The 19,499-nt window shown below is 64.8% G+C and carries 21 protein-coding genes and 1 tRNA gene; 7 read left to right on the top strand and 15 right to left on the bottom strand.

Annotated features, from left to right (window positions below):
- Window positions 1-13 precede the first annotated feature (13 nt).
- Both ACZ50N_RS16325 and ACZ50N_RS16330 read right to left on the bottom strand, forming a co-directional pair.
- Window positions 14-850, bottom strand: a complete 837-nt coding sequence (locus tag ACZ50N_RS16325; RefSeq protein WP_464473305.1) for a CbiQ family ECF transporter T component — start codon at window positions 848-850, stop codon at window positions 14-16.
- Window positions 847-2,916, bottom strand: a complete 2,070-nt coding sequence (locus ACZ50N_RS16330; RefSeq protein ID WP_464473306.1) for an ATP-binding cassette domain-containing protein — start codon at window positions 2,914-2,916, stop codon at window positions 847-849. Before ACZ50N_RS16330 ends, ACZ50N_RS16325 begins: the two co-directional genes overlap by 4 nt.
- Window positions 2,917-2,981: 65 nt before the next feature.
- Here ACZ50N_RS16330 and ACZ50N_RS16335 point away from each other — a divergent pair, with 65 nt between their 5' ends.
- On the top strand, window positions 2,982-3,431 hold the full coding sequence (locus tag ACZ50N_RS16335; protein ID WP_046363582.1) for a MarR family winged helix-turn-helix transcriptional regulator: 450 nt from the start codon (window positions 2,982-2,984) through the stop codon (window positions 3,429-3,431).
- 183 nt (window positions 3,432-3,614) lie between these two features.
- Here ACZ50N_RS16335 and ACZ50N_RS16340 read toward each other — a convergent pair whose 3' ends face one another.
- From ACZ50N_RS16340 to ACZ50N_RS16350, 3 genes are all read right to left on the bottom strand, one after another.
- The gene (locus ACZ50N_RS16340) at window positions 3,615-4,145 is read right to left on the bottom strand and encodes a hypothetical protein (RefSeq protein WP_464473307.1); all 531 of its coding nucleotides are present in this window, start codon (window positions 4,143-4,145) and stop codon (window positions 3,615-3,617) included.
- Between the two features lie 499 nt (window positions 4,146-4,644).
- Window positions 4,645-5,730 (bottom strand): hypothetical protein, encoded by a 1,086-nt coding sequence (locus tag ACZ50N_RS16345; protein WP_464473308.1) that lies wholly within the window; start codon window positions 5,728-5,730, stop codon window positions 4,645-4,647.
- A gap of 70 nt (window positions 5,731-5,800) precedes the next feature.
- Window positions 5,801-6,850 (bottom strand): hypothetical protein, encoded by a 1,050-nt coding sequence (locus ACZ50N_RS16350; protein ID WP_464473309.1) that lies wholly within the window; start codon window positions 6,848-6,850, stop codon window positions 5,801-5,803.
- Between the two features lie 212 nt (window positions 6,851-7,062).
- On the opposite strand from ACZ50N_RS16350, the gene ACZ50N_RS16355 reads away from it, so the two are divergent.
- The gene (locus ACZ50N_RS16355; protein WP_464473310.1) at window positions 7,063-7,239 is read left to right on the top strand and encodes a hypothetical protein; all 177 of its coding nucleotides are present in this window, start codon (window positions 7,063-7,065) and stop codon (window positions 7,237-7,239) included.
- A 220-nt stretch (window positions 7,240-7,459) separates the two neighbouring features.
- Here ACZ50N_RS16355 and ACZ50N_RS16360 read toward each other — a convergent pair whose 3' ends face one another.
- From ACZ50N_RS16360 to ACZ50N_RS16370, 3 genes are all read right to left on the bottom strand, one after another.
- Complete coding sequence (locus ACZ50N_RS16360) at window positions 7,460-8,065, bottom strand: hypothetical protein (RefSeq protein WP_464473311.1); 606 nt, start codon at window positions 8,063-8,065, stop codon at window positions 7,460-7,462.
- 47 nt (window positions 8,066-8,112) lie between these two features.
- Entirely contained in the window at window positions 8,113-8,571 is a 459-nt protein-coding gene (locus ACZ50N_RS16365) for a hypothetical protein (protein WP_464473312.1), read from the bottom strand.
- Window positions 8,572-8,893: 322 nt separating this feature from the next.
- Complete coding sequence (locus ACZ50N_RS16370) at window positions 8,894-9,697, bottom strand: hypothetical protein (protein ID WP_464473313.1); 804 nt, start codon at window positions 9,695-9,697, stop codon at window positions 8,894-8,896.
- Between the two features lie 106 nt (window positions 9,698-9,803).
- On the opposite strand from ACZ50N_RS16370, the gene ACZ50N_RS16375 reads away from it, so the two are divergent.
- Window positions 9,804-11,177 carry a hypothetical protein gene (locus ACZ50N_RS16375; RefSeq protein WP_464473314.1) on the top strand — a complete coding sequence of 458 codons (1,374 nt, stop codon included), beginning with the start codon at window positions 9,804-9,806 and terminating at the stop codon, window positions 11,175-11,177.
- Between the two features lie 10 nt (window positions 11,178-11,187).
- Here the strand turns inward: ACZ50N_RS16375 and ACZ50N_RS16380 are convergent, their stop codons facing one another.
- Both ACZ50N_RS16380 and ACZ50N_RS16385 read right to left on the bottom strand, forming a co-directional pair.
- On the bottom strand, window positions 11,188-11,601 hold the full coding sequence (locus tag ACZ50N_RS16380; RefSeq protein ID WP_464473315.1) for a hypothetical protein: 414 nt from the start codon (window positions 11,599-11,601) through the stop codon (window positions 11,188-11,190).
- Window positions 11,602-11,630: 29 nt separating this feature from the next.
- Window positions 11,631-12,416, bottom strand: a complete 786-nt coding sequence (locus tag ACZ50N_RS16385) for a recombinase family protein (RefSeq protein ID WP_464475661.1) — start codon at window positions 12,414-12,416, stop codon at window positions 11,631-11,633.
- Window positions 12,417-12,517: 101 nt separating this feature from the next.
- Here ACZ50N_RS16385 and ACZ50N_RS16390 point away from each other — a divergent pair, with 101 nt between their 5' ends.
- Complete coding sequence (locus tag ACZ50N_RS16390) at window positions 12,518-13,732, top strand: MFS transporter (protein WP_464473316.1); 1,215 nt, start codon at window positions 12,518-12,520, stop codon at window positions 13,730-13,732.
- Between the two features lie 4 nt (window positions 13,733-13,736).
- Here ACZ50N_RS16390 and ACZ50N_RS16395 read toward each other — a convergent pair whose 3' ends face one another.
- On the bottom strand, window positions 13,737-14,459 hold the full coding sequence (locus tag ACZ50N_RS16395; RefSeq protein WP_046363598.1) for a VIT1/CCC1 transporter family protein: 723 nt from the start codon (window positions 14,457-14,459) through the stop codon (window positions 13,737-13,739).
- A gap of 114 nt (window positions 14,460-14,573) precedes the next feature.
- Here ACZ50N_RS16395 and ACZ50N_RS16400 point away from each other — a divergent pair, with 114 nt between their 5' ends.
- Window positions 14,574-16,535, top strand: a complete 1,962-nt coding sequence (locus ACZ50N_RS16400) for an acyl-CoA dehydrogenase family protein (protein ID WP_046363583.1) — start codon at window positions 14,574-14,576, stop codon at window positions 16,533-16,535.
- A 1-nt stretch (window position 16,536) separates the two neighbouring features.
- Here the strand turns inward: ACZ50N_RS16400 and ACZ50N_RS16405 are convergent, their stop codons facing one another.
- Both ACZ50N_RS16405 and ACZ50N_RS16410 read right to left on the bottom strand, forming a co-directional pair.
- Entirely contained in the window at window positions 16,537-17,001 is a 465-nt protein-coding gene (locus tag ACZ50N_RS16405) for an LppP/LprE family lipoprotein (RefSeq protein ID WP_464473317.1), read from the bottom strand.
- Between the two features lie 10 nt (window positions 17,002-17,011).
- Window positions 17,012-17,584 (bottom strand): dihydrofolate reductase family protein, encoded by a 573-nt coding sequence (locus ACZ50N_RS16410; RefSeq protein ID WP_464473318.1) that lies wholly within the window; start codon window positions 17,582-17,584, stop codon window positions 17,012-17,014.
- Between the two features lie 107 nt (window positions 17,585-17,691).
- Between ACZ50N_RS16410 and ACZ50N_RS16415 the strand changes: the two genes are divergently transcribed.
- A complete protein-coding gene (locus ACZ50N_RS16415) occupies window positions 17,692-18,651 on the top strand; it encodes a hypothetical protein (RefSeq protein ID WP_464473319.1) in 960 nt (319 codons plus the stop codon).
- Between the two features lies 1 nt (window position 18,652).
- On the opposite strand, the gene ACZ50N_RS16420 is transcribed toward ACZ50N_RS16415, so the two are convergent.
- A tRNA-Asn gene (locus ACZ50N_RS16420) sits at window positions 18,653-18,725 on the bottom strand.
- 179 nt (window positions 18,726-18,904) lie between these two features.
- Between ACZ50N_RS16420 and ACZ50N_RS16425 the strand changes: the two genes are divergently transcribed.
- Window positions 18,905-19,168 carry a hypothetical protein gene (locus ACZ50N_RS16425; protein ID WP_046363587.1) on the top strand — a complete coding sequence of 88 codons (264 nt, stop codon included), beginning with the start codon at window positions 18,905-18,907 and terminating at the stop codon, window positions 19,166-19,168.
- Here ACZ50N_RS16425 and ACZ50N_RS16430 read toward each other — a convergent pair.
- Complete coding sequence (locus tag ACZ50N_RS16430) at window positions 19,165-19,452, bottom strand: DUF7155 family protein (RefSeq protein ID WP_046363588.1); 288 nt, start codon at window positions 19,450-19,452, stop codon at window positions 19,165-19,167. The genes ACZ50N_RS16425 and ACZ50N_RS16430 overlap by 4 nt on opposite strands.
- Between the last annotated feature and the right edge of the window lie 47 nt (window positions 19,453-19,499).

Raw genomic sequence — 19,499 nt, forward strand, 5'->3', positions numbered from 1 at the left:
TCACCGTAGTGGGTCAGCTGCGGGCGCTACTGGTGGGAAGGACCGTCAGCTCGAGTGCCAGCGCGGCGCCACACACGACGGCGACGATCGCGAAGGCCACCCAGTCGCGGCGGGCGGGCTTCGACGGCACCGCCGAGATCTGGCCCGCGCCACCGCGTGCGGTGATCGCATCGCCCATTTCGTCGGCGCGGCGCAGCGCGACGGTGATGGCCGCGGCGAGCAGATCGATCAGTTCCGCCGCCCATCGCTTTCCCCGGCCGCGACGGTGGGCGTCCACGTCCGGCGGGCGCAACCGGCGGGCCGCGTAGAGCACGCTGAATTCGTCGATCAACATCGGAAAGGCCCTCAGCGACAGCGCAAGTGCCACCGCCCAGTCGTCGACGGGAACACGCAGAGGCCGCAGCGGCCGGCCGAGCGCGGTGACGGCAGGGGCGATCTCGGCCACGTTGGTGGTCCAGGAAATCATCGCGCCGAGGCCGAGCAGGACGATCGACAGTGCGGTGATGCGCAGGAAGTTCAGCAGGCCACCGAAACCGATCTCCATGGAACCCACCGACAGCACCGGGCTACCGCCGGCGAACGTGGCGGTCAGCCCGCCCAGTGCCAGCAGGAACCACAGCCACCGCGGGACCGACGGCAGCACCCCGCGCGGGATGCGGGCGAGCCTGGCCGACACCAGGACCAGGAGGGCAACCGCAGCGATCGGAAGCCAGCCCGGATAGAACGTGAGCAGAACGCCGATCGCGCCGACGATGATGAGTTTCGCGCCGGCCCAGAGGTCGTGGATCACGGTGCGGCCCGGCACCGGCCGCAGCAACACGACCTGACGCCGGGGGCGGGCCGTGCTCACGCCATTCCTCCCGCCGCGGTGGGCACGGTCGCCAGTTGCCCGTCGCGCAGGTGCAGCGTGCGCGGACACAGGTTCTCCAGACCCGCGAAATCGTGGGAGATCACCACGACCGTCAGCCGTCGCCGCCGGCGCAGATCTTCGAGGAGGCGCACCAAGCCCTGGGCGGAGGCCGCATCGAGCCCGGCCAGCGGTTCGTCGAGGATCAGCGCGCGCGGGGACCGGGCGAGGAGCCCGGCGAGCACCACCCGCCGCATCTGCCCGCCGCTGAGCTGATCGATGCGCCGCGCCGCCAGCGTCGGGTCCAGACCCACGGTGTTGAGCGCCTCGCTCACCTTCCGCTGGTCGTACTTGGAGAACCCGGCCAGCGAGGCGATCTCCAGCGCGACGTGGCTGCGCATCAATTGCAGTCGGGCCGCCTGGAAAGAGATCGCCACGGCGCCAACCTGTTCGGACACCGGCTTGCCGTCGAGCAGGCAGGCTCCGTCGCTCGGCACCGTCAGCCCGGCCATGATCCAGGCCAGGGTGGACTTGCCGGATCCGTTGAGCCCGTGGATCAGCACCCCGTCGCCCTCGTGCACCGCGAAGTCGATATCGGTCAACGCGGGCTTGGCCCAGGGCGTTCCGTCACCGTAGACATGGCTGACGCCGCGTAGCTCGAGCACCGGTGGGTCGGAGCGATGGTCTGCCTCGATCTCGGCGTCGGGGCGGGGTGCGTGCACCTCTGCGGTCTCGACCATCTCGGGCCCGGAGACGTTGTCGGCGTTCGCGCCGTTGCCGGTCAACGCCACCGTGCGGTCGGCGGCCTCGGCTTCGTCGTTGTAATGCGTGATGTGCACCAGAGCAGTGCTGTGCGCGCGGGTGAGCCCTGAGAGCACCGACATCAAGCCGTCGCGGCCCTGCTGGTCCACCATGCTGGTCACCTCGTCGGCGATCAGCAGCGCGGGCTCGCGGGCCAGCGCGGCCGCCACGGCCAACCGCTGGAGTTCGCCGCCGGACAGCCCGCCGGTGTCGCGTTCGCCGAAGCCGTCGAGGCCCACTTCGCCGAGCAGACGGTCGACGTCGGTCGTCGCACCGGGAGGCAGGCCCCACACCACGTCGTCGGCGACCCGGGTGCCGAGTACCTGACTCTCGGGGTGCTGCATCACGACCGCGGTGCCGCCGCGCTTGCCCAGTCCGACGCTTCCCGGCCGCTCGATGGTGCCCGCGCTGGGTTCGCGACCGGACAGCACGAGCATCAGCGTCGTCTTGCCCGATCCGTTGGCCCCGGTCACGGCGACGTGCTCGCCGGGTTCGACGGCCATGGACACCGGCCCCAGCGCGTCGCGGTGGGTGTCGGGGTATCGGAACCGGACGTCGCGCAGCTGCAACGGGATGGGCCCGACGGGGCCGTTGTCCGCCGGCGTCTCGAGCTTGTGCACGTCCGGTACGCCCATCAGCCGCGCCATCACTCGGGACAGCGCCCACCAGCCGACCAGGCTCACCCAGGTGATGGAGAACACACCCATGACGAAGAACAGCAGCGGCCAGTAGTGCAGCGCGGTGGCGAAATCCCGCTCGAGGCGCGCTGCGGCGTCCTCGAGTTGCGGGATCCGGCGCATGATCGCCGCGACCCCGGTGATGTTCGCGGTGACGGAGTCGAAGATGAGGGTGCGCAGCCGGCTCAGCACGGACAGGGCGCCAACGATGAACAGTCCGAACACGGCGCCTGCGACGAGCGAGGCGGCCACGACGGTGGGCGTGCCGCGTCCGCGCCGTTTGACGATGCCCGTGAGCCCGCCGATGTAGGCGCAGTTCACGACGGTCATGAAGCCGCCCATGCCGGCAATCAGGAAGGCCACCAGCCCACCGGCGATCGTCGCAGTCAGCACGACCCGCAGGCGGTACCGGTAGGCCAGCAGCCCCATCGGGACGGTGCCGAGCAGTGACAGACCTGCCGCGAACGGGACGACCACCGCGATGATGGCGATGGCCGCACACAAGGCCGCCATCACCGCGGCCTGCGCGAGCTCGACCGGTTGGAGAGAGCCCGACCGTCGCGGCGTGCGCTGCGGGGCGGCCGTGGTCATTTCACGATTCTGCCAGTCGGTGCCCCCTGGTGGAATGCATAGGGATTCTATGCAATCATGGATGGATGTCCTCCACGCTCGGTTCCGACCTGCTCTCGGTGGTGGCACGGCTCAACCGGATGGCCAACCAGCGGGTTCGCATCCCCCTCCCGTTCGCCCAGGCCCGCCTGCTGTCCACGATCGACGATCGCGGCGAGGCACGGATTTCCGACCTGGCCGCGCTCGACCATTGCTCGCAGCCCACGATGACGACGCAGGTGCGCCGTCTCGAAGACGCCGGCATGGTGACCAGAACCACAGACCCGCACGACGCGCGGGCCGTCCTGATCCGGATCACCGAGCACGGCAGGAACACCCTGCGTCAGGCGCGTGCCGATCGCGGCGCGGCCGTCGACCCCTATCTCGAGCAACTCGGCGAGGCCGACCGCGCCTGCCTGACCGAGGCTGTCCGCGTCATGCACCGTCTGATCGACGAGGCCACGTCCGCCTCCCCCACCGCACAGAAGTCGCACTGATTCTGATTTCTCACCGATCGAAGGAGTGATTCACCCGTGTCTGCCGATACATCGATGTGGCGTCAACCCAAGGCCGTCTGGGCCGTCGCGTTGGCAGCACGGCGGCCCTAACGCTTCACCGTCTAGCTGGGATTATTCGCTTTGCTGTGGTGTGCACGACTACTGAAGGGTGGTCGCACTCTTTTACTCGGCAGTCTCAAGAGACGCGTCGGAAACGGTGCTCGTCCGCCGCAGACGCCTAGACATGCGGAAGAACGACATCCGCCGAGACCCGCCGGGTCCTAGGTAAAAGTGCTGCTTCACACCATGCCCCAGTTCCACGCACACCCCAACGTCATTGCGCGCAAGGAACGAGGCGTCGAAATGGACGGTCAGTGCTGAGAACCCGGGAATCTCCCGCGCAATTAGGTCGGGATGAACCAGGTTTCCTCGCCTGTCGAGGAGATGGTCGCGCAGGCTGAAATACCGCGTCCCGGTGTGCAAGAGGACCTCAATGAGATTTGTAGAGTCCCGTCCTGTGTTGGTGATTACTACCTGAATCAGACGGTGGGCCGGCTGATCGAGATTTCGTTCGGCTCGTGGGGGCAAGTACTTCTTGTCCCAGAAGGCGACGCGAATCTTGAGCTTCGGCATGATGCGCTTCCGCTCCGCTCGGTTGATCGCAAATTGCGACAGACTGACAGCGAGCGATACCAGCGAGATTGCGATCGGCAAGACAACCAGCCACGTAGGTGTAGTCGTTTGCACTACTACCTCGATTGGCGGTGGCTGCTCCGGAAACACATGCCGACCATATGACGGCGGGACGATAACTGTCGGCATGCCGTCGCTCAGGCGTCTAGGTCTGAGTATTCGCTACCAATATCCACAAGACTCCTCTGAACAGCGGTACGGCGAATTACGTACTTCGCAGGTGTCGGCTCCGGTCAGCAGGTTCGCCGATTCGCAGTCCGCCATGGGTCACCACGTCAATCAGCCGGTCCAACAAGGTGTGTGCAACCCGGCAGCAGCGGTGGGCCATACCGCGTGTTCCAACATCGCCGGCAGGACCACGTGACGTGGCCGCGATGTTCGCAGCCGCAAGGCATGTTGCCGACGAGCGCCTGACCGAGACGAGGTGGGTGGCCTAGCGGGCAGCTGCTGGGCGCGGCGACGACCCATGCGCGGCCATCCCAATAGACGTCCCCGAGCTGCACGTCGCCAGAGGTGACGCCTAGGGTTTTCGAACCTCTTTTACCACTGCCAACACCTTGTCTAAAAGCTTCTCAGTGGAGATGTCCGACGAGTCGCCGGCCGTGATGCCCGGTTCGGAGAACGCGCGGCGTCCAAGGGCCGCAATGATTTCTTCTTGAATCGGCTTAGGTAGAGCAGCAACATATAGCCGAACGGTGTCGATCTGGTTGGTCAGCGTGCGCATGTGAGCCGACATGCGACGGCGCTCGGAGGCAACTTTGGCGGAGTAGGCGCTGAGCACGAAGAACGGTGCACCGATCAGGGCCTTGATTACTGCCCCAGTGTTGCCGGTCAACTGCACCAGGAAACGGTCTTCGAGTGAGAGTGCGACGACCGGTAAGACGATGCCGAGAACGACGAAGACGATCGCCAGCCAGGTCCATTTCAGAGCGGACGATGCTTCATCGTCAGCGCGGTCCGAAAAGGTTTGAGCGAGTCGCTCCGATGCGCCTCGGTTGCCGAGGTTTCTGAGATCTTCAACGAGATTATCAGCCTCTTGGTCTTGCTCCGCCAAACGCTCGGCCCGTCGTGACCTAAGTAGCTCTTCAAGTGTGTCGCTAGGCCTAATAATCCACGCCCGACGCCGCTGCCCAGCCGCCAAGTCATCCAGCGCTTCGGCGACAGCGCGTCCGTTGAACATGTCGAGGTAAGCGATTACCTCACGCAGCGCTCCTTCGGAAAAAAACTCTGCCCCTAGGTTGTACCGCTCGAATGACGGAGAAATGCGATGCACAAAACTCGCCAAGGAAGCCAGAGCGTCCTCGTCGATGAGAAGCCCGAACTCGATACTGGTGCCGTTCGATGCTCCACCGGCAGGGGCTTCGATATAGATGGGCTCGCTCAAAAGGTCCTGCAATCCGGCAGCCCCGACGGCAGCCCCATGGAAAGCGTTCGCTTCTTGTGGGGAGAGGGTTTGATCACCACTCCCCCGCTCAAGAACGGGAATGAGCCCGGTCAGCGCCGTCATCGCCGCGTCGTAGGCCTTGGCTTGGGTGTCGGCCGCCTCGCCTCGCATCAGCCGCCTCAACGGCGTATCTGTTGCCGCGTCTCGCCCGCCGTCGGTCATATCAACCCCCGCATGCCGCTGAGCCTAACGGCACGCCACCGCGCGCTGAGATTCATGAAGGGGAGGTCGTCTAGGATCTGCGGGCAGCCTCGACGGCCTTCTCGATGATTGGTCCGAGCTGCTCAGGTGGTACCCCGACCGAGCCGTCCATTGAGTTCACAACGCCGGGCTCTGAGTATGCGCGGCGTCCCAGTACCAAGATGACCTCATCCTGAACACGCTGCGGGAGACCGTCTATGAAGCCGCGAATGGAATCGACTTGGACCCCAAGCAGCCAAAGGTATTGCGCCACCTTCCGATGTTGAGCAGAGATGCGACCTGCATAAGTCGCCAGAGCCAGGAACGGGACGACCACAAGAGCTTTCTGCAGAAGGCCCGGGACCCCGTTGATGTCGATGACGTCGATTTCGTTGAGCCACACCCCTGCGAGTGACAACAGAGCCGCGATCCCGACGAACAACATCACCAACTTGTTCCAGTTGGATGCCCGCAGAGCTTCGGCGTTGGCAAGGTCATCGAAAGTTCCGGATAGGAGGGCTTTGCCTGTTTCGCGCGCTGCTTCGCTGATGTTCTCAACGGACTTCTGGGCGCGGTCTTCGAGCTTCTGCATTCGCTGGGCGCGCCTGCCCCAGATGGCTTGCCGAACGTCCTCTGAGAAGGAGAGTGCGTTTGGTTCATTAACCTCAAGATCGGCCAGGTCGTCTATGGCTTGGTTGACGTTCAGGTCTCGCCAAGTATTGATGTGGGCCATCAATTGACGCACGTTCTCGAGGAATCGAGACGGCTGGACGTCTGGGTTCGGCTGAATTAGCCCAGCAATCTCTCGCAAAGATTCTAGTTCGCGGCGATCAATTAGATGCCCGAGCTTGAATTCGACCACTCCCGTTCTGCCAACGCTGGCCTGCACCCGGATGGACTCATTAAGAATCCTTGCGAGATCTCTCAGGAGCGTCTGAACGTCGTTAACTTCCTCTACAACTTTCGCGGGCATGTTCAGGGGTACAGAGGCGCCAAGACGCCCGGAAAGCTCCGCAAGCGCCACCAACAGCGCATCCAGGCTCGGATCGGGCTCGGCACCTACGCGTAACGGCCACAGCGGGGAGACCCGCTGCGATTTCATGTCTTCAAAGTTCGTCAAACTGCTACCCCCAAGCGTTGACCGCGAGCCTAACCCCACGCCACCGCGCTGAGACACATCTGTTAGGGCGTGTCATAAGTTCGCTGAGTAGTTCAGAACACTTGTTCGACACGAATGTAGCACCCTGGGCTTCGTGACACTAACTTGACGCATACGTGCAGCTAGAGGACCAGCACACGACCAAGGAGCTAGAGATGACGACCCCCGAAGCCGCCAGCGCCGCTGCAACCGACAAGGTTGCTGAACCTGCCAAGAAGGCACCGGCCAAGCGGGCACGCGAGACCGCCGCGTCAGTGACAGAGATCGGCAGCAAGGCCAAGACCCCCGCGCCGAAACTGCCCTACAGCGCCATGACACAAAACTGCTCGTAGAGCCCCAAAAAGCACGAAAACCCCCGGCCCGCATGGCTATGCAGACCGGGGGTTTGGTAAGCGTGGACCGCTACAGGCGGATCTAGAGTTGATCTGCATCAAGGAACCGCGAGCTGGATGCAGAGTTGCGGCTGTTGAGCGCGGTCCGTCTCGCCATTAAGGCCCTTGGCGGTAACCCATCTCAAAGTGTGGTCGATCGGCTGCTTACGAACGTCTGCTGTTACGCCCAGTAGCTCAGGCAGGTACCTACGCCGGTGACCGCCAGACCGAGGATGGCGAAGCGCAGGTCCAAGACCTGCGTGCGGTTGGCTTGCTCAGTCAGGCGTGCGAGTTCGGCTCTCATGTCGTTCAGCGCTTCCCGCGCTGACTCCTCCGACGCGGTCCGCGCTGCTGCCAATTGATCTTTGAGCTCTACGACGGCTTGCTCGGCAGCGGTCACCCGATTCTTCAGGTACCCGTTGAGGTACTCCTCGATGCGGTCGAACTTTTCTTGGAGTGAGAGGCCCGGCGGAAATCCGATTTGTGCCCAGACGTTCGGAGTATTACCGGTGAGCTGGAAGTGGTACGCGCCCGGCGTTATAACCTGCCCCTGCGGGCCGTGAATGCAGTAGCGGACCCGATCTTTGATCCGCGACCACAAGTTCGACGCCCGAGCGTAGGCCCACAACAGGCCGGCGAACGTCATCACCGTCCCCACCAGCTGGACCGTGGTGGACCACTCCGCTGGCGTCAGATCGTCTCGGAAGCGAACTAGCGCCCCGGTGATGTAGGCACACAGCAGCGGCAGGCTCCCCCGAACCACCCGCTTAATTTGTGCCTGCGCCATGGGTATGGATCATGCACGGCCCACCCGCCGCGCTGCGAGCAGGTTGTTTACAGCGGGATGCGAGTGGCGGTAGCGAGATTGAGCACGGTGTCAGTGGTGAGCGTCGCAACCGCGAAGCTCACCAACTCCTGGGGACCGCCGTTAAACGTGACGCTGAAGAAGTCGAAGTGGTAGCACAGCAGGGCCTCTGCGGGCAGACCCAGGACCGGCGTCTGCGCGACGAGTCGCACGTCAGGCTGCTCTGCGGCGACCTTTAGCTGGCCGTTGTCGAGGCGCGCGCGTACGGGCGCCAAGAACAGCATGGCGATGTCGGGGCTAAGCGTCGCGGCCTGAATGTCGTTGACGTCAATAGATGTTGAGTTCTTGATGGATAGCGTGATGGTGACGCCGCTGTGGATGCCCTTTGGTTCCGGATCGGTGTTAACGTCTCCGCCAGTCTTTTCCGGCGCATCGGCAGTGATGGCCCGGTAGATGAGTCGCGCGGTGAAGTAGGTAAGCGCAGGCATGAGCGTCCTCCGTAGGTGGTGGTGGGCGGGGACCTGCCGTCCCCCGCTGCCGAGCGCTGGCTAGGGAGGCGGCAGCGCCTTTGAAGCGTTGATCGAGTTCCTGTAGCTGAGACAGGCTCTCCCCCTTGGGCAAAAGCCGTCGCACTAGGGATTGTGCTGACCTGAGCCGGAATTGGACACAGCTTTGCCAGACGTCTTCGATTGACGACCAGGTCAGAGAGTTAGTCAAGTGATACGCGCAGAGCGGCACGCATCGTTTAGCTAACTATCAACTACCACCGCGTGCGGTGGAAGACGTTGCACCGGAGCCGATTACGCGAAGTCAAGCACCTACGCGCTTCATTTCGTCGAGGGCCTGAACGACGTTCTTGTGGAGAGTCGGTAGGACGACGGTCACGGACCTCCATACGTTGACGACTGGCAGTTCCAGGTTCTCGGTATAGCCGAACTCAACACCCAAGCGCGACGACACGTCACGAGGAGGCATGCCCGGCACTCGATCCGGACGGCGGAGCACCAGGGATGCGACTACATCACCGTCGACCAACTGGCGCGGCGCATCGTCGAGACTCACGACGTCGGCGTCGGACTCAGTGACGTTAAACAGCTCGTTGTTGTAGTTGACCACGCGGACTTGCCGATGCTTGTCCCGATTGACCAGCACGTTCAAAAGGGCGAGCGAGTGCCAGTCCGCCTGACCCACGGACTTGAAAGGCTGCGAGTCCTCGATGACCTGGAGGACAGCCGGGTCCACGAAGGTCGCGAGGCTGGCCTGCGCAGCGGGCCACTTGGTCGCATCTGTGATCAACGGGTACTGGAGCTTGCGTTCTTGGGGTTCAGTCAACGTCTGCCGAGAGGCGGCGTGGCCGAACAGCGCGTGGTCCAGCGCCGCGCGCAGATTGCTCAGGACGTCACCAGCGATCAGCCCCCAGTCACCGGGCTGGGGTTGCTTGATCTTGACGCGGAACTTGACCACGACCATCTCGGGCTGCAGGAGGTGGTCAACGACCTCGCTGGTGAACTCGTAGGGGTCAGCGGCGCGGTAATCCTCAATCGACTGTTGCAGCCGGTCGAGGTGCAATTTGGCCTGCTCAGCCTTCGCGTACGCGCTGTCTAGTGTTCCCACGGTGATCAGCGTGCCGCAGTCTCGTGCACTGATCAACGACAATTCCACCCCCGGCCCCGAGCCGATGCCCGGACGGCGTCACACCCTGGGCGTAACGTGCCCAGTCATGTCGTTGAGGGTCGACACCACTCGCGCGTTCCGGACACCAAATGAACTCGCCGGCCTCGTCAGAGCCGTTGCTGAGGCCACGGAGGGCACAAACGAGGCCAACTGGATCGAGTGGAAGGTCAGGCTCGACCTCGATACCCCCAAGGACAAGCACGCCGTGGCCAGGACCATCCTCGGCTTCAGTAATAGGTCTCCCGAGATCGCTGCGGCGGCGTGCCAGGGGGTCGCGTACATGGTCATCGGGGCCGAGCCGCAGAACGCGCCGGGAACCACACCGATGGACCACGCAACCCTGAGCCAGAAGCTCAGTGCTTACCTTGACGACGGCCCCCGCTGGACCGCCTTCGATGTTGACCATGACGGTGTACATGTCCTCGTGGTCGTGGTCGAGGCACCCCGCGACGGAGACCCAATCCACGCTCTCAAGAGAGCTTTCGACAAGTCCCAGGACGGAACGGTGTTCCACCGGCGACACGCGGGGACCGAGCAGGCCAAGTACGACGCGATGCAGATGCTCCAAAAGCGCTTGCTCAAAGGAGGCCGGGAAACCGAGTTCGACCTGGACCTTGACGTCAGGCCCGGCGCCCCCCTGCTGTGGCGACTCCAGATCGACGCGGATGCCTTACAGCAATGGATGTCTCGACGAGAGGCCGCTATCCAAGAAACAGTAGAAAAGCCTCCGCTGACGCGTCCTGACCGCTCGACGCATGAGCCCGTAGCCGACTTATCGACCGAGGAGAAGGCCGACGAATGGTTTCGTCGGCGCTACTATCAAAAGCCCGGTCAGGCTGAGGAGTTCGAGGGGCTGGTCCGGAAACATCTCTCAACCGCCCGTCGCCGCCTCCTTGACATCGTCACCTACCGCATCGTCGAGACCGGCCGCAATAAGGTCAGCTTCTTGGTCAAGAACACCACCGCTAAGTCGGCGAAGGATGTGCAGTTGGTCATCAGGGTGCCTCGCGGAAGTCTGGCCATCGTCGACAGCGCCGAGCCGAAGTCACTACCCAGTTTTCCGCAGTGGCCCTCGAGTCTGGGTATACCGTCAGTCGACCCCTACGAACTCCCCAACTTAAGTCGGACGGCGCTGCCGCCGCCACCCCTGCGTGGAGGTCCATCGGTGAGGACCGAGAGGACTGATACAGGGAGCGAAATTACCGTCGGGATAGGCGATCTCACCCCTGGTGAGACGCGCGCCTTCGGTCCGATCACTCTAATCGTCGGCCCCCGTGTCGAGGACACGATCGACATTGAGCTGGTCGGGCGGTCTATGGATCGATCTGGCTCGAAGACTGTCCCGAAATCACTCCCGTTGTCCGACAACGTCTGGTACGTGGAGGACTTGGTACCGCCTGACGAGCAGCCAGGCGCTTGACGGACCCAGGCTAGGGGTTCGCGTAGGCCTCGCGAGGGGTCCAAGAATCACCGTCATGAGAACAGGCGGTCCAGGAAGAGCTCAACGAGGAGCTCTGAGCGATTTGCCTCTGAGACCTGGTTACACCAGTCCTCCATGATCTGCTCGGCATGGTCTTCCCCCATTCGAGACGGAGGAGGTGGCCAGTTTGCGCGGCCAGGCTGGCCATGACCTGCGGTGCACGCCCCGATTTGATGATCTTGTTCATGACCTCAATGACGATGTCGTCGGCATCGTCACCAATGACGCTAGGCAGCAGCAGGGCCAGCGCCATCATTCGATCCTCGTTGATGTTCTTCGCCTTTGCGAGAGCTTTATCGCCGAAGTCCTTCACAGTGTTGTTCCTGGAGTTCTTCGGCTGGGCCGGTTCCCTGCCGCTGGCCATGGCTTGAGTTTACTGCGCGCCAATGTCTTTCACTGCCGACACGCGATGCGCACACGAAGCGCAGGAAGCTTCTCGGCACACGGTTTTGGCACGAGAGCCGATAGCCGCCACAACGGCCACCAGCCCCACGCTTCTCGGTCCCACCACCCATAAAAACCCCCCGGTGTGTATATGGGTGGTGGCTGACGGGCGCGAGCCTGTAGATGGCTGCGCGGCGGTTGGCTGCGCTGCCGCCTCGTCCCGGTGAGGCCTGGGTCAGGTAGCCCTTCGCGGTGAGAGAAGCCAGCACCTGCTTCGCATTCCACTCTGAGATGCCCGCCGCCTCTGCTACGGCGCGGCGTGCACACGTGACCGTCATGAACCAATTTCCATCGGGCAGCTTTCCGCTCGCCTCCAGCTTTGGCCATCACACCCTCTATGCACGCAAACATTCGACCGTTGTCAGTCGACAAGTCCGCGTCGCCGGTGGCTATGACCAAAAGAAGGTCACGATCATCAGCCAGGTCGATGAGGTCTTCCAGTTCAGGCGGCTGGCGGTACAGCCGGTCTAGATCCCACGCGATGATGCCCTGGACATGTCCGGCCTCAATATCGACAACCATGCGCCGGTACGCCGGGCGCGCCTTGCTTCGATCACTGGCCGACGTGTTGTTGTCCACGTATTCGACCAGGTCCACCCACTCGCGCGTAGCGGCGAGTTGGCGACACTCTTTACGGTGACGCCGGGCGGCCTTCTCGTCATCATTGTGATCATGCGATTGTCGCAGGTAGATGGCTATTCTCGGCCCCATGGCCATAACTGAAGCGATCCACATGTTGAGCCATGCCAGACCACACGGTATTCCCCAGACGAGGGTGGCGATAGCCACCGCTGAGCAGCTTGAGATTGTCCATAGGTTTTCTATACAGTTTTTGGATGCGCCATTCACTAAACCGCGCCACCCTTGCCGTCGCGTTCGCGTCCGTCGTCGCGTTCATGGGGATCGGTCTCGTCGACCCGATCCTCAAGCCCATCGCCGACAACCTGAACGCCTCCCCGTCCCAGGTCTCCCTGCTGTTCACCAGCTACATGGCCGTGATGGGTGTCGCGATGCTGATCACCGGCGTGGTGTCCAGCCGGATCGGCCCCAAGCGCACGCTGCTGATCGGTTTGGTCATCATCATCGCCGGCGCGGGGCTGGCCGGACTCTCCGACACCGTGATGGGCATCGTCGGGTGGCGGGCACTGTGGGGCTTGGGCAACGCGCTCTTCATCGCGACCGCGCTGGCCACGATCGTCAGCTCGGCGCGTGGATCGGTGGCCCAGGCGATCATCCTCTACGAGGCGGCGCTGGGTCTCGGCATCGCCGTCGGCCCGCTCGTGGGCGGTGTCCTCGGTGAGATCTCCTGGCGTGGGCCGTTTTTCGGAGTCTCGGTGTTGATGGCCATCGCGCTGGTGGTGACCACGTTCCTGCTGCCCGCCACGCCGCCGGCAGCCCGGGCCACCACGCTGGCCGATCCGTTCCGGGCGCTCGCGCACCGGGGCCTACTCGGCGTCGCGGTCACCGCACTGCTGTACAACTTCGGCTTCTTCACGCTGCTGGCGTTCACCCCGTTCCCCCTCGACATGGGCGCACAGGAGATCGGGCTGATCTTCTTCGGCTGGGGCCTAGCCCTGGCCTTCACCTCGGTGTTCGTGGCCCCACGGCTGCAGCACCGCTTCGGCACCGTGCGCACGCTGGTGGTCAACCTGCTGTTGATGACCGTCACGCTGGCCGCGATGGCGGTGTGGACCGACCACAAGGCCGTCCTGGCTGCCTGCGTCGTCGTGGCGGGGCTGTGGATCGGCATCAACAACACACTCATCACCGAGACCGTGATGAAGGCCGCCCCGGTGGAACGCGGAGTCGCGTCGGCCGCCTACAGCTTCATGCGGTTCTCCGGCGCCGCCGTCGCCCCGTGGCTCGCCGGCGTGCTCGGCGAGCAGGTGAGCGTGCACCTGCCGTTCTGGGTCGGCGCGGGAGCGGTCCTGCTGGGCGCGCTGGTGCTGACCGCATCGCGGCGGCATCTCACCCACATCGACGACGAGGAAACCGAGCTCGAGGAGCTGCGCGACGAGGCCCAGGCCGTCACCGTAGGCAACGAGAGCTGAGCGTTCAGGTCGCGGCGACGCCGATCAGGTGCCCGACGAGGTAGGTCGCGCCGATCGCGACCGCGCCGAACGTCAACTGCCGCGCCGAGCCGACGATCGGTGACCGGCGGGTGATGCGGGCTGCTGCGGCTCCGGCCAGCAGCAGCCCCACTCCGCCGAAAGCCAGTCCGGCCCACAGCGATTCGTAGCCGAGCAGATACGGGATCAGCGGGATGATCGCCCCGATCGCGAACATCACGAACGAGGAGCCGGCCGCCAGCCACGGTGACGGCTTGTCCTGGGGGTCGACTCCGAGCTCCTGGATCAGGTGGAAGTTGATCGCCTTGTGATCGTCCTGGTGGATCTCCTCCGACGCCTTGGCAGCGGTCTCGGCGGACATCCCGAGCGCGACGAGCTTGGCCACCAGCTCCGCCTGCTCCGCCTCGGGTTGACGCGCAAAGGATTTCCGCTCCACATGCACCTCGGAGTCGATCTGCTCGTTGGCCGTCGTGACCGACGTGTACTCGCCGAGCGCCATCGAGAAGCTGCCGGCCAGCAGCCCCGCCACGCCGCTGATCACGACGGTGTGCGCCGAGGCGCTGGCGGCCACACCGGCGATCAGCGCGGTGTTGCTCACCAGCCCGTCCATCGCTCCGAACGTGGCGGCGCGCAGCCACCCGCCGGTCACATCGGCGTGCCGATGATCCTCGACGTGCACTCCCGCCTGCTCCCCCGGTGACTCGGTCATGGCGACCATTGAACGCCCCGGCCCGGGCTCGAGTCACCGGAGGGTTCGGACCGGCTTCGGACGGGTTTGTGACATCACAGTTTGTCCGACGGTTTCGCGGGCTACCGTCGACATATGACCACCACTGCGGAGCATCTACGGAACTGCCTCGACGGCCGCTGGCGCGACACCAAGAACAAGGTGCGCAAGGAACTCAGCAACGACGTCTTCCGACCGCACTACACCCCCAACACCGTCATCGCTCGCACCAAGGTCGCCGAGCAGCTGCGGATCATGGCCGCGCGCGGCGCCGCCGAGGACGGCTTCAAAAAGGAGCACGGCGGCAACGGCGACGTCGGAGCCGCAGTCACGCAGATCGAGATGCTCGCGATGAGCGATCTGTCGCTGATGGTCAAAGCAGGCGTGCAGTGGGGCCTGTTCGGCGGCGCGATCGAAAACCTCGGTACCGAGCGTCATCACGAGGCCTACGTCAAGAAGCTCATCGACCTCGAGGTGCTCGGCTGCTTCGCGATGACCGAGACGGGCCACGGCAGCGACGTCCAGTCCCTCGAGACGACGGCCACCTACGACCCGGCCACCGAAGAGTTCGTCATCGACTCCCCCACGCCGTCCTCGCGCAAGGACTACATCGGCGGCGCAGCTCAAACCGCGCGATTCGCAACGGTTTTCGCACAGCTGATCACCCCGGACGGCGAAGGTCACGGCGTGCACTGCTTCGTCGTACCCATCCGCGACGAGGCCGGTGAGGACCTGCCCGGTGTCACGACGTCGGACTGCCACTACAAGGGCGGCCTGCCCGGTGTCGACAATGGCCGCATCCAGTTCGACAACGTGCGCATTCCCCGCGACAACCTGCTCAACAAGTACGCCGACGTCGCAGCGGACGGGACCTACAGCTCCCCGATCGAGAACCCGAACCGGCGCTTCTTCACCATGCTCGGCACGCTGATCCGCGGCCGTGTGACCGTCGGCGGCAGCGCCGGCGCCGCCGCCCGCGTCGCGCTCGACATCGCAACGCGCTACGCGCTGCAACGACGCCAGTTCTCCGACCCCGACGGCGGCGAGGTGCTGCTGATGGACTATCTCATCCACCAGCGCCGGCTGTTCCCGTTGATCGCCCGCTCGTACGCGCTGCAGTTCGCGCAGAACGAGCTGGTGGCCAAGTGCCACGAGCTGCAGACCGCCGACGACCCGGACCCCGAAGAGCAGCGCGAGCTCGAATCCCGGGCCGCGGGCCTGAAGGCCGCCAACACCTGGCACGCGACCCGCGCCATCCAGGAGGCGCGTGAAGCATGCGGTGGCGCCGGCTATCTCGCCGAGAACCGCCTGATCGCGCTCAAGGCCGACACCGACGTGTTCACCACCTTCGAAGGTGACAACCACGTGTTGTTCCAGCTGGTGGCCAAGGAACTGCTGACCGCCTACGCCGACGACATCAAGGGCATGAGCCCGGTCGAGTGGGTCGGCTTCGCGGCCCGATTCGCCGGGGAGCGGGTGCTCAAACGCACTGCGGCACAGACGATCATGCAAACAGTCCTGGATTCCCGCCAAGACAACGAGGAAGAGGGCAGCCTCTTCAACCGCGGCACCCAGGCCAAGATGCTCGAGGACCGTGAGGAGTACATGACCTCATCGGTGGCGCGGCGGCTGCAGAGCAAGTCCAAGGAGATGAGCGCGTTCGAGGCGTTCAACTCCGTGCAGGACCACGTGCTTCACGTGGCGCAGGCCCACATCGACCGCATCGTGTTCGAAGCGTTCGTGGCCGGCATCGACTCCTGCCACGACCGGACCGCGCGCGAGATCCTCGGCCTGGTGTGCGACCTGTACGCACTGACCGTGATCGAAGAGGACAAGTCGTGGTTCGTCGAGCACCGCTACCTGTCCACCGAACGCGCCAAGGCCGTCACCCGCGCGATCAACGACCGTTGCAAGCGGCTTCGGCCCTACGCCGAACTGTTGGTCGACGGCTTCGGCATCCCCGAGCAGTTGCGGTACGCCGAGATGCTGCACCCCGAACACATCCCGGACGCCGACGAGCACACCCGTCAGGATGCGACGTCTGCAGGCGTGATCTGAGTCAGGGCCCGGGGATGGGGTCGAGAATCGTCAGCCGGCCCTCTTCGAGCGTGACGCGTGCTGTCCCCACTCCGGTGGGGCAGCACGCCGCATCGGAGCCCTGCCGCCACTGATACTGCACGCGGGCATCGTGATCGCCCTGTGCGGCGACGCTGATGTAGGGCCGCGGCTCCGGTGTCGGGGATCCGATGCCCTTGTCGCCATCGAAGAACAGCACCTGCTGCGGGCTGTCCGATGCGGCGCCGGAGCTGACCACCACCCAGTTCAGCCGGCAGTCCGCCGCGTGCCCGCGCGCGCTTTCGGTCCAGAACGCCTGCGGCAACATCGAGATCTCCGTGGCGACCGCTTGCGCGTCCGGGCCGGGTCCGCAGGCCTGAGTGGTCGTCGGCGCCGGGCTGGGCGGACTCCAGCCGCATGCGGCGGTCACTGCCGCAGTCACCACGACGAGGGCAGTCGACACACGCATGGCGTCAAAGTTATCGCCTGTCGCCGGTAGCCTCGTAGCGCAGCAGCACGGTGCCGCCCGGGAATGTCCGGTTCTCCAGCAGCCGCAGCGAGATCCATGACGGCAGGGTCGGGAAGAACGGCGTGCCGCCGCCCACGGCGACGGGTGCGACGACGATCCGGAACTCATCGACCAGGCCCGCCCGCACCACCGGCGCGGCCAGCGTCGCACCGGCGACCTCCATCTGACCGTCGGTGTCCGCCTTCAGCCGGCGGACCACCTCGACCGGGTCACCGCGCTCCAGGCGGGAATTCCAGTCGACGGATGCCAGGGTGCGGGAGAACACCACCTTGGGCATGGCCCGCCAGACACGGGCGAAGTCGACGATCAGAGGCTCCGCGTCCGGGGCCTCGTCGGCAGTCGGCCAGTACGCGGACATCAGCTCGTAGAGCCGTCGCCCGTAGAACGACAGTGCGGTCTCGCGTTCGAAGTCGTTCCAGTACTGGTGCAGCTCGTCGCTCGGCGTACTCCAGTCGATCGAGCCGTGTGCGTCGGCGATGTAGCCGTCCACCGAGACGGTGAAGCCGTAGATGAGTTTTCCCATGGATGTCAGACTGCCCTGCGGCGCCGCATTCATCGCAAGGCCGACCATGCGTGCACGCGTTTGGACAAAGCCGCAAGCCATGATCACCGACCGGTTACTGTCGCGCCGTGGCGACGACCCGACGCATCGACCGCGAGGTGGTTGGCGTCGTGATCCTGCTCGCCGTGGTCCTCGCGAGCAGCGACCTGATCGCGGGTGGAGTCTTCGACGTCGTCGGGAGATCCGCGTCGCCCCTGTGGCGAGCCGGTGTCCTCGTCGCGGACGTCGTGGTCCTCACGGGCGTCGCATCGCTGAAGCGTCAGATCGGACGCATCGAGGGCGGGTCGAGCCGCCTGTGGGGATGGTGGTGGACCGGGTTCGCGATCGCGTGCGGCGTCGACGGGCTCTACATCGTGGTCGGCGACGCGGCCGCGGCGGTGGATGCCGTATCCGCGGCGGCCTTGGTGGCCGCAGTGGCTGTCTTGATGATGTCCTCGGTCAACGCCGATCCTCGGACGCTGTTCAGTTCGCGGGCTCGCGCAGCGATGCCGACCGACTGGCAGCGGGTCAGCGCGACCGTACCGCTGATCGTCGGGAGCTGCGCCGCCTGTCTTGGCGCCGCTGTCTGGACGAACTACTTCGAGCCGAACGCGGTGCGGGTCGCGGCACCGGAGATCCTGCGGGAGATCGCGCAGTTGCCGTTGTACGAGCAGCACACGGCGCTGGCGCAGCTGTGCTCCGAAGGCGTCAATCCTGCGTACTTCCAACACATCGCCGAGGCGCTTCCCGTGCTGCTGCTGACGCTCGGCGTGGAGTTCAACTTCTTCGGCACCTTCCTGCGGGACCCCGTGCAGCGGGTCTCGACGCTGGTGACCGTGTCAGTGATGTGTCTGGCGCTGGTGCTCGCGCTGTCCACGCTGCCCTTCGATGGCAGCGGCTGCGACGATGTGCTGACCGGGTGGCATGAATATGTCGCATTCACCGTCACCCTGCAGGCGGTGTTCATGGCGTTGACCACGATGGTCTGGCTGATGCTGGCGAAGATGTCCTCATCCGAGCCGGCCACCGGTGACGCTGTGACGCTGTGAGCTCCCCCGGCTGGACTCGAACCAGCAACCCTTCGGTTAACAGCCGAATGCTCTGCCAATTGAGCTACAGGGGATTGCACCTCCCGCAGATGGTGCGCCGCGGGCCAGAGAGCACTCTAGCCTACGGCGGGCCGCGGTTGCCAATGCGTTGCCGGACCGGCGCGCAGCCCCGTTCGTGAGGCAGGATGGACACCAGACGAGTGGCGCGGAACGGGTAGTGCGCCGCCTTGCGAGAGTGCTGTGGAGGAGTCCTGTGATCGGGTATGTGGCCGTTGCGGCCGTCGGCTACGTGTTGGGCACCAAGGCCGGACGGCAGCGATACGAACAGCTCGCCGGCACCTACCGTGCCGTCACGGGCAGCCCCGCCGCCCGCGCGGTGATCGACGCGGGACGGCGCAAGATCGCCGAACGGGTGTCACCCGATCCGACGATGGTGGAAGTCACGCCGATCGACCCCGGCACCGAGGTGTACGGGCCGGGGCAGGTCGAGCGGCGAGCGGCAGGCGAAAAGCGCTAGCCGAAGTTGGAGTTGAACGACGTCCCGGGCAGCAGCGGCCCGGTGGTGATGCCGCCGTTACCGAACGCGACGCCCGGCGTGCCGATCGCCGCGGGGGTGCCGTTCGAGTAGCCGAGGCAGTGGCCGTCTTCCTGATTGCCGAACCAGGCGAGACACTTCGGGCCGGCCTGCGCAGTGGCCTCGGGGCTGGTCAGCGAGGCGTACATCGGGACGGCGACAGCCGCGGCGGCAACGGCGCCGACGATCAGTCGCGCTGCGTGGGTGCGAATGGTGGGCACGGACATCACAGACAACTCGCCTTCTCCCCGACTGCTGACGCACACACCATAAC

It is taken from the genome of Mycolicibacterium obuense (assembly GCF_055397605.1).